This window comes from Streptomyces sp. DvalAA-43 (genome assembly GCF_900091725.1).
GTDB classification, from domain to species: domain Bacteria; phylum Actinomycetota; class Actinomycetes; order Streptomycetales; family Streptomycetaceae; genus Streptomyces; species Streptomyces pulveraceus.
This window is the reverse complement of sequence record NZ_FMBW01000012.1, coordinates 205,573-214,098: the sequence shown is the minus strand read 5'-3', so window position 1 is coordinate 214,098 and position 8,526 is coordinate 205,573. Positions and strand designations below refer to the sequence as shown.

The following is an 8,526-nucleotide window of genomic DNA, read 5'->3' as shown; positions in this document are numbered from 1 at the left end:
CCTGCCCACCCCGCTGGCCACCACCCTCATCGACTTCAACGGGGGCGGGACCGGCTCCTTCACTCTCGACATCGCTCGCGGACGGTGAGGAACCCGGCGAGGGCGCTCTGCCGGGCCGCGGCGTCCAGGAGCTGCATCAAGACGCTCAGGGTGAGCGCAGGAGCGGGCGAGGACGAGGGCACTGCCGCCGTTGGACCCGAGGACACCGGGTTGGCGGAGCCGGGCGGGGTCAAGGATGTGGTGGGGGTGCGTCATCGAACGTCGAGACCAGCCGCTACGAGGCCGTGGGTCGGGACTTCCTGCGAATCACCCAGCGCTCCTGAGCCTGTCGTGCCGGGCCTTGGCCGCGCCCTGCACGAAGGTAGTCAGCAGCCCCAGTAGCAGACCGCCCCCGGCCCACACGATGGCCGATTTCGAGACAGTGAGGAAGAGGATACAGGCGGTCGCGGCGTATGCGATCAGCACAACTGCGATCGGAGGGGTCCGGTACCACCATGGCCGGGTCATTGGTCTCCCACGTGCTCTCGGGGCGGGCGCTATGTCGGCATCGGGGTTGTCTGTGGCAGTGCAGGTCCACACCCGTCCTCCGAGGCCCCGGTAGATCGTCAGCGTGCCAGTTGGAACACGATCGCGGCCACGGTGGTTCCGAGGATCGTGCCGGCGACGACCTGGTTGCGGGTGTGGTCGCGCAACTCGACTCGGGACCACCCGACGAGGACGACCAGGAGGAACCCGAGTGCCATCCAAGGTCCGTAGGTCTGGACCAGCATGGCGCAGGCGCCGGCGGATACGGCCTGGTGCACCGAGATCTTCCAGGCGAGTGTGATCGCAGCGAGGATTGCCAGGGTGGCGAGCATCGACACGATGAGGGCGATCATTGTGTGCGGTGCCCCTGCGGCGGTCATCAGGGCGATCCCGGTGGCGACGGAAAGCAGGATGACGGCCATGACGATCAGCCTGGCGCGCTTGGCGCCGACGTGGCGGTCGCCCCAGTGGCCTTTCCGGATTCCGTACTTGATGAAGGTGATGGGAATGATGGCGGCAAAGAGTGCGCCGGCGACTCCCCATGCGACTCCGGTCCACTGGGCAGTGCGCCAGCCGATCAGGAGCGTGACGGCGATGATCCAGTTCTTCGGCTCAAGCCAGTCCGTGATCCGGCGTGCCAGCTTGGACTCTTGGGGGCGGATTTCAGTTGCCACGGGGGGAGAGCCTTTCCGGGCTGGCTGCGGGGACGGTGGTCGACGGTTCTTCCTGGCGGGAGAATTCGGCAACGACTGGCGAGGCCGAGTATGCGTGTGACACGGCGCGAAGCCACGCTATTTCGCTTGGCCGGTCCCTCCCAGTTACGCCGAGCTGGGGGTAAGTAACTCCCTTTACTTGCTTCCCTATTGGGGCGATGCGTGCGGCGACGGAAAGCCAGGACGCTTCCGCGACCGCCTCAATCTCCGTGTCGCTTACGCCACTTCGCCGGGCGAATGACCGAGCGCGCTCGTGGAGCTCCGCCGAAACGTATTCGCGGAGCGCGAGGCTGGCGTCTTCGATCTCGATGACGCAGCGTTCAAGCCGGAAGGGGACACGCCTCTTGGCGATGGATGCGGAGAGGACTACATAGGGTGTTGCCTGCGTGAGTTGATGCCACAGAGGTTGGACTCGGCGAAGCGTGTTCCAGGACTCGACGTACTCCACGGCGACGGAGATCGGGGGCAAGCAGACGCCTAGCGCGATCGACAGGATGGCCAGTTGCTTGAGGGTTGTGGAGAGAAGATCTTCCAGCTCTGGGTTCTCGGCCCCTGTTGTGAGCTGGAGGGTGACGAATCCAATGCGCTGCAGGGCATAGAGGCTCCCGAGCATCGTCCCGAGCCCTAGGAACCCGAGGCCGGCCTTTCCGAGCAGGGTGCGGCTGTGCCGGACACTCGCGAGGAAGAGCCAGGTCGCGACGATCATGGCTACGCCGATGTACAGCGTGAAGGCGGCCATGTACAGCACCGGGTAGATGGCTCGCTTGCCTTCGCCGACTCTTACTGCCCCTCCTGGCATCCAGTTGGCCATTGCGTAGAAGGCGAGCATGAGGGGCAGGGTGGTGCCGATTGCCGCTATCCGGGTGCGGTGCGCCAGGCCCTGTGGCCGGACGACGGCGATGACGAAGTCCAGCAGGAATGCAGCGGAGCTGACGCCGAGGAGGTGCTTCAGCAGCGGGGGCAGCCCGGTGATGCCTACATGGTCGTTGATGGCCGCCTTGATCTCAGGGACTTCGAGTGTCATGGCCGCAGCCAGGGCCGCGAGCGTGAGTGCGAGGCTGCGCTGCTTGTGGGAGTGGCGGATGGAAGGCAGGCGCCACAGGGCCACGAGCCACAGCGCGCAGGCGACGATGGTGGGGGTGTTCATGAGCGGCGGTTCTTTCTTGGATGGACCAAGGCGTCGTCCAGTCGCGCCATGGCGCCGGACCGGCCTGGGGCGCGGCCCGAGTGGGCGAGCTCTTGGAACAGCTGTCCGAGGCACGAGGCAGCCATCTCGGCGTCGTACTCGGTCTCGGTGTCATAGCTGGTTCGCCCGAGGGCAGTGAGCACGGCGGAGGGGTCGATGGCCTCCGGGATGACCGACAGGAGCGACTCTACGACGCTCGCGTTGTCGCCGGCATGTCCGAGCAGGAGATGCGCCAATTCGTGGCGCACTATTTGGGCGCGATGCCGCTCACTCGTCGCTGCGACGTGAAATATGTGATCTTCACTGTCAAACGAGAGAACAATTCCGCATGGAGTATCCACGCCACCCAGGTCAGGCAATTCATGGAGGTACAGGGGGCGCCCACGTCTGATCGCCAGTTGATGGCATATTTCATCCACCGCATAAGGGTCAGATATTTCGATGCCCCGCAATTGCACCTCGCACTGTCTTCTCAGCTGCGCCTCTCTTCGCGCGTAACGCCGATTAAACATGGAACGAGATCCTTGCTCCCCCGAGCAAAAGCACTTTCATGGTCTTTCAAAAGCACTTTCATGGTCTTTATTGGCGGGCGCACAAGAATTATCTGTGGCCTGAGCGGAGCTTTACACAAGGCGCACCGCAAGCCAAGGAGATCTTTAAGGACTCATGAAGGCAAAACCGTCAAAAATGGGATACCGGGTGAGGTAGGTCACTCACTCTCCGGGGCTGTCGAGCCCTTCCCAGCGGCGTGCCTGAGTGATCACCGATGCGATCATCTTCAAACTGTCGGCCGAGAGGCCGTGGGCTCGCAGCGCAATCCCGCGGACTTCACTGTCCTTGACGGCGTCGATCAGTTCGAAGGCCGCCGGAACCTTCTCGACTTCCTCCGCGTCGTCGAAGTCGGGAAAGAAGTATTCGGGCCTGACCTTGAAGTGACGTGCCAACGCCTCGATCGTGTTCTTCGTGGGGTTGGGCTTCGCGCCGTTGCGGATCGACGCGATCGTGCTCGCCGCCACCGTGATGCCGTCCGGCCCACCGGACGCAGCCTCGGAGATGGCCCGAGACACCTCAGCGTTGGTGTACCGGTTCCCGGTCGCCGGGTTCTTCCTGGCGTCGAAGAGGCGGTTGAGCTTGTCGGCGAGGGTGGGGTGCCGGCCTTCGGAGGCTGCGGCAGGTACATCAGCCGATCCGCTGCTCTCCGTCATCGCCCGGCTCCTCTCCTCTGCATCATCAGGCATCCAGGGACACTGTAGTAGAGATACGTGACCAAGGCGCACTTCAGAGCACTTCAGTATTGAACGTGGGGATTACTTTGGCGTAGGTTCCAGGCACGGCAACACCAAAGTGTTGCCGTGCAGGTCAGGACGGCTGAGGGCTGCAGTCCTGCCATGCCCACGGCACCCGCATGCCCCGAGGACCTCATGAGCCGTCACCACGCGTCGTGCGCCACCGCGCGACTTCTACAGGGTTTAAGAACCAAGTCTGGATCTTGACGGCAGGTCGTGCGATGTTCGTCGTCGCCTGGGCAGCCCGCCCGGCTCGATGGAACACGAGGAGTCGCGGTATGCGGACAGTCAGGGCGTCGTAGGCCCGGCTCCGGACACAACAGCGACGGCGTCCGAGAGGTGCAACTCTCGGACGCCGAACGCTGAACGGCTAACCGCCCCGGCAAGGGCGGACATCGCCACCATCACCACGCTGATCCCTTCCACGGGGCGTCTCAGCGTGGCAACGCCAAAGGAGAGTCTTGCATGCGCTCCGCCATGCGCGAAAGTCCCCGCATTCTGACCTGCGCGGCAGCCGCCCATCTCCCCTCATCCATCCGCGGCTGGCTCGGATGCGCTCCGGTCACTGACCCGGCACACGCATCCCGTCTGACGGACGGGAGTGGCCGATGAGTGCCGAAACCCGGGAATGGGTGTGGGAGCACAGCACCAGCCGGGGAACCGCGCGCCTGGTCCTGCTGTCGATAGCCGACCGGGTGGCCGACGAGCAGTGCGTCGCCTGGGCCTCCCTGACGAGCCTGGCGAAGCGCGCGAATGCCTCCCGGTCCACGGTGCGTGATGCCCTCGACCGGCTGCTCGACGACGGCGAGCTGGAGCAGCTCGACGACCTCGTCGGCCCCCAGCGCAGCACCGTCTACCGCCTGCCCCTCGCCGCGAGGGCCGTGGCAGAAGCCGCGAGGGAGCAGGAGGCGGACGACGACGGTGCCGCGCCTGTGGACGAGCCCGAAACCGACCCGGCGCTCCGAGTCTCGGCGCTGCGCCGGTACGGCATCCGCCTCCGTGAGGTACCGGAACCCCCAACGACGGGCCGGAAACCGGCAGGGCCGAAAACCGGCACCTCACGACGGAAACCGGTACCCCGGCGTACCGGAAGCCGGTACCCCGATGTACCGGGATCCGGCACACAGAACCGTAGTGAACCGGATTTGAACCGTAGGTACAGCAGTGGTGGCACCGCCGTCACTTCGGCTGCCGAATGGCGAATCGACCCAGACACCCACGCCTGGACCCGCCTACAAGGACATCTCGACCGCCTCGGTGCGCAGGGTCTGGCCGATGCCGACGCGAAGTGGCGTCTGCACCGCACCGGCTGGAAGCGCCGGTCGGCGGGCGCCTGGGCTGCCGACTGGCGCTCCTGGATCGCCCGTGAGCACGCCCCGGGCCGCCCGGACCTCAACTCCCTGCCCGGCAACAGCTCTGCCCGGCCCGGCGGCATGACCCGCGCCGAAGCCCACACCGCAGCCCTCCTTGCCGCCCTCGACGAGCCGACCGGAACGGAGTAGCCACACCGTGGATCGCCGCGAAATCGCCGCCCTGCTGGCCTACATCGGCCGACTCGACCCCCGCACCATCCGTACCGACCGGGGCGAGGCCCGCGACCAGCTTGCCCAGTGGCACGAGCTTCTGGACAACGTGCCCATGGCCACGCCGCACGGCTGGGACGCCCGGACCGTCGCCCGGCAGCACATCCGCCTCTCGCCGTACCAGATCCTGCCCGCGGACATCGGCCGCCCGTGGGAGAGCTACCGGCGCGACCGCTTGGGCCAGCACACCGACCCCACCCCCAGCGTCGACCCGGACGACCAGGCGGCCTGGACCGCCGAACTGGTCGGCACCCGGCACGCCGTGGCCTTCGGCACCGCCCAGCCCGCGCAGGCTCGGGCGATCACCAGCGGTCGCCGCCAGATCGATCCGGAACTGGAAGCGCGGCTGCGGGAAATCGGCTCCTGCATACCTCCTGCGGCCCGAGCCACCCTCATGCCCTACCGGCCCGCCCGCGCGGCTCGCGAGGCAGCCGTGGCTGCCGGGAAGTCCGACGTGCTCTCGGTCCGCTGCCCGTGGTGCCGGGCCCAGCCCGGCGCCCCGTGCTTCCGCAGCAGCGCACGCGGCAATGTCCCGCTCGGCGCCCCGCACCCGAGCCGTCGCGACCTCGCCGACGCCGAGCGGGCCCAGGCACCCGAGCAGCCCGCGTTGGCCTGACCGGCCCGCCGGTGCACCCCCGTCCGGTGCATCGGCTGCAGCACCACCTCTTCCGCCCCGGCTGCGACGCCTGCCTGGGCTGCAGCCGGCATCGACGCCGCGTCCGCCCGCTGTCCAGCCCCGGCCGGCCGACGCAGCAGCACATCGGAGACCGCCTTGCGCCACATCACCACCTACGACACGCCCACCGGCCTGCGCGGCATCGGCGACACCAGCTGGCACACCCGCGGTGCGTGCCACGGCATGGACGTCGAGGACGCCGACGCGGTGTTCTTCCCGGGCCCCCGGGACCACGAAGACATCGCCGAGGCCAAGGAGCTGTGCGGCTGGTGCCCAGTACGCCGCGACTGCCTCAACTACGCCCTGGAGAACAGCCTCAAGGAAGGCATCTGGGGCGGGCTCACCGAGGCCGAGCGACGCCCCTGGCACGACGGACTGTCCCAGCGCCTCGACTACCAACGTGTGACGGCCATCTTCCGGGGACGCGACGTGCACCTGACTGCGGCCGAGCGGCAGATCGTCATCGACCACGCCTACGTCCGGGGATGGCAGCCAGACCGGCTCGCCGTCGCTCTGCGGATCAGCCGCACACACGCCCGTGACCTCCTCCAGCAGGCCGCCACCAAAGTCTTCGACCGCGACCGCACCCATGGCGTGCCCCGGCCCAAAAAGAAGCGGACGAAGGCCACCCCGCCCGCAGTCGGCCCCTCGCCCGCCAAGCCCGGCACACGCCAGCCGGTCTGCCGCCCGGTGACATCTGCCTCGGCGCACGCCCCTCTCGGAAAGGCCGCATGACCCACCCCGTCCTGTCCCTCGGTGCCGCTCCGGACCTTTCCCTCCTCCTCGCAGCCGGTGTGCCCGCCGCCTTCGCCCTGGTGCTGACCGCCTGGACAGCCCGGCGCCGGAGCACACGCTCGCAGAAACGTTTCGGCGGCCCGGCGGTCAAGGTCGCGGCCGTCGCCGCCCTCGGCTGCACCGCCTACAGCGCCGACACGAGCTGGCGCTTCGCCGCCGACTACCTCGACATGGCGGGCACCGCCGAGCGGGCCGGCATGTTTGCCGCGGCCGAACTGGCGCTCTTCGCGACCGCGCTGATGGCGCGGCAGAATCTGGCCGCCCAGGGTGCCCCCGGTCTGCCGGGCACACTGGTCTGGGTGATCACCGGAGTGCAGGTGATCCCCGCCTACGCGGAGAGCGGTCTCATCGGGGGTACGGTCCGAGCCTTCGTCGGGCCAGTCATGGCAGCGATGCTGTGGCACCAAGCCATGGGAATCGAGCTGCGCCTGCGCACCCCGGGCGCTGCCTCCCACGGGTTGATCGCCGTCCTGGGACGGGAGGTGCGCGAGCGGCTGCTGTCCCGCCTCGGCATAGCCACGCGAGACCGCGACGCCGCACAGATCACCCGGGACCGGGCCACCAGCCGCGCGGTCGCCCTGGCCGCTCGCCTCGCAGAGCGCACCCCCGAGCAACAGCGAAGCCGGCGCGGCCGACGACTTACCCGGCGGCTGTCGAAGGCGGTCGGCGGGGCTTCGGTCGGCGCTGATCCCCTACAGCGCGCGAAGCTGCTCGATCAGCTCGCCGCCCGGCGGCACGCGCTCGCGCTCGCCACGGTCCCGCTGCCCTCTCCCTGGTCCCCGGAACACAGCACCACAACAGCCACGGTCCCCTCGCCGCAGACCGCGAGAGCGCCGGTCCCCGTGGCCGGTCCCGACGAGTCGGACGGGGACCGGGGACCGAGCGGCCTGAGGGGACCGGTCCCCGAGATCGCGGACTCGAAGGCAGCGTCATGCGCGGGGACCGAGGGCCACAACGGTGGGACCGGAGCGGAGGCCAGGGCCCCGGAGAGGGACACGGTCCCGGGGACCGGTCCCGCCGATTCGGAAGCCTCGGCGGGGAGCGCCGGAAGCGTGGGGACCGGCCCTCCTGCGCGAGAAGTGCCTGCTCAGGGCCCTGATTATCGGGGACCGTCCGCCGCCGATTCGGGGACCGAACCCACCGGGGACCGGGGACCGACCACCCCCGACACGGGGACCGAACCCACCGGGGACCGGGGACACAAGGTTTCTCTCCGGCGGAAGCCGACCACGAAGATCAACAAAGGGAAGCGAAGTGGCCGGTCCCGCAGCCCTCAGACGCAGCGTCTGCCGCGCGAGCTGGAGCAGTCCGTGGACCAACTCGTCCAGCAGGTCCGCCCCCACGTACCCGCCCTGCTCGAACGGGACGGCAACGCAGCCATAACTCGTGTCCAGCTGCGGGAGATCCTGCGGCGCGAGGGCCTTACGGGCGGCCGAAACGACCGCCTGAGCCACGTCCTCCATGAACTACGGAGCGACAACACCAACAAGACAAGGGGCACCGCACGATGAAGACCTGCCGCCGGTTCAAGACTGTCCGCGCAGAGTACGAGCGGGAGATCGGCTACATGCTCGCCCACTCCGAACGGCACGAGGGTAAGCCAGCAGCAAAGTCCAGCGCGAAGCAAGCCACGTCAACGAAGGCGCGGATGGCCAGGGCACTCACCAGCCACGTCAGTCGCTGCCCCGAGTGCGGCTGAACCAGCAAAGCCGCAGCTCAAATCCCCCAACCCGCGACGGGTGGCCCGGCTCCGTGCCGGGCC

Annotated in this window: 9 protein-coding genes; 5 read left to right on the top strand and 4 right to left on the bottom strand. The window is 68.2% G+C overall.

Translation table 11 applies throughout. The features are described from left to right. Positions 1 to 605: 605 nt before the first annotated feature. The 4 genes from GA0115234_RS03100 to GA0115234_RS03085 form a co-directional block, all read right to left on the bottom strand. A complete protein-coding gene (locus GA0115234_RS03100; RefSeq protein ID WP_256088578.1) occupies positions 606 to 1,199 on the bottom strand; it encodes a phosphatase PAP2 family protein in 594 nt (197 codons plus the stop codon). Next, the gene (locus tag GA0115234_RS03095; protein ID WP_093539255.1) at positions 1,189 to 2,385 is read right to left on the bottom strand and encodes an MAB_1171c family putative transporter; all 1,197 of its coding nucleotides are present in this window, start codon (positions 2,383 to 2,385) and stop codon (positions 1,189 to 1,191) included. The genes GA0115234_RS03100 and GA0115234_RS03095 overlap by 11 nt, the downstream gene beginning before the upstream one ends. Then, positions 2,382 to 2,936: a secondary metabolite protein gene (locus tag GA0115234_RS03090; protein ID WP_093539254.1), complete on the bottom strand. Its 555-nt coding sequence runs from the start codon at positions 2,934 to 2,936 to the stop codon at positions 2,382 to 2,384. The genes GA0115234_RS03095 and GA0115234_RS03090 overlap by 4 nt, the downstream gene beginning before the upstream one ends. Before the next feature lie 201 nt (positions 2,937 to 3,137). Continuing rightward, a complete protein-coding gene (locus GA0115234_RS03085) occupies positions 3,138 to 3,629 on the bottom strand; it encodes a transcriptional regulator (RefSeq protein ID WP_093539253.1) in 492 nt (163 codons plus the stop codon). 689 nt (positions 3,630 to 4,318) lie between these two features. On the opposite strand from GA0115234_RS03085, the gene GA0115234_RS03080 reads away from it, so the two are divergent. The 5 genes from GA0115234_RS03080 (at position 4,319) to GA0115234_RS43165 (ending at position 8,463) form a co-directional block, all read left to right on the top strand. Continuing rightward, positions 4,319 to 5,212: a helix-turn-helix domain-containing protein gene (locus tag GA0115234_RS03080; RefSeq protein ID WP_093539252.1), complete on the top strand. Its 894-nt coding sequence runs from the start codon at positions 4,319 to 4,321 to the stop codon at positions 5,210 to 5,212. A gap of 7 nt (positions 5,213 to 5,219) precedes the next feature. Then, positions 5,220 to 5,909 carry a zinc finger domain-containing protein gene (locus tag GA0115234_RS03075; RefSeq protein WP_093539251.1) on the top strand — a complete coding sequence of 230 codons (690 nt, stop codon included), beginning with the start codon at positions 5,220 to 5,222 and terminating at the stop codon, positions 5,907 to 5,909. A gap of 156 nt (positions 5,910 to 6,065) precedes the next feature. Then, complete coding sequence (locus GA0115234_RS03070) at positions 6,066 to 6,704, top strand: WhiB family transcriptional regulator (protein WP_093539250.1); 639 nt, start codon at positions 6,066 to 6,068, stop codon at positions 6,702 to 6,704. Continuing rightward, a complete protein-coding gene (locus tag GA0115234_RS03065) occupies positions 6,701 to 8,275 on the top strand; it encodes a hypothetical protein (protein WP_093539249.1) in 1,575 nt (524 codons plus the stop codon). Before GA0115234_RS03070 ends, GA0115234_RS03065 begins: the two co-directional genes overlap by 4 nt. Beyond that, the gene (locus GA0115234_RS43165) at positions 8,272 to 8,463 is read left to right on the top strand and encodes a hypothetical protein (protein WP_093539248.1); all 192 of its coding nucleotides are present in this window, start codon (positions 8,272 to 8,274) and stop codon (positions 8,461 to 8,463) included. Before GA0115234_RS03065 ends, GA0115234_RS43165 begins: the two co-directional genes overlap by 4 nt. Positions 8,464 to 8,526: the final 63 nt, after the last annotated feature.

Bases quoted from the DNA above. Each gene is read 5' to 3' on its own strand.
- GA0115234_RS03095 (WP_093539255.1), bottom strand. From the start codon at position 2,385: ATGAACACCCCCACCATCGTCGCCTGCGCGCTGTGGCTCGTGGCCCTG.
- GA0115234_RS03090 (WP_093539254.1), bottom strand. From the start codon at position 2,936: ATGTTTAATCGGCGTTACGCGCGAAGAGAGGCGCAGCTGAGAAGACAG.
- GA0115234_RS03085 (WP_093539253.1), bottom strand. From the start codon at position 3,629: ATGACGGAGAGCAGCGGATCGGCTGATGTACCTGCCGCAGCCTCCGAA.
- GA0115234_RS03080 (WP_093539252.1), top strand. From the start codon at position 4,319: ATGAGTGCCGAAACCCGGGAATGGGTGTGGGAGCACAGCACCAGCCGG.
- GA0115234_RS03065 (WP_093539249.1), top strand. From the start codon at position 6,701: ATGACCCACCCCGTCCTGTCCCTCGGTGCCGCTCCGGACCTTTCCCTC.
- GA0115234_RS43165 (WP_093539248.1), top strand. From the start codon at position 8,272: ATGAAGACCTGCCGCCGGTTCAAGACTGTCCGCGCAGAGTACGAGCGG.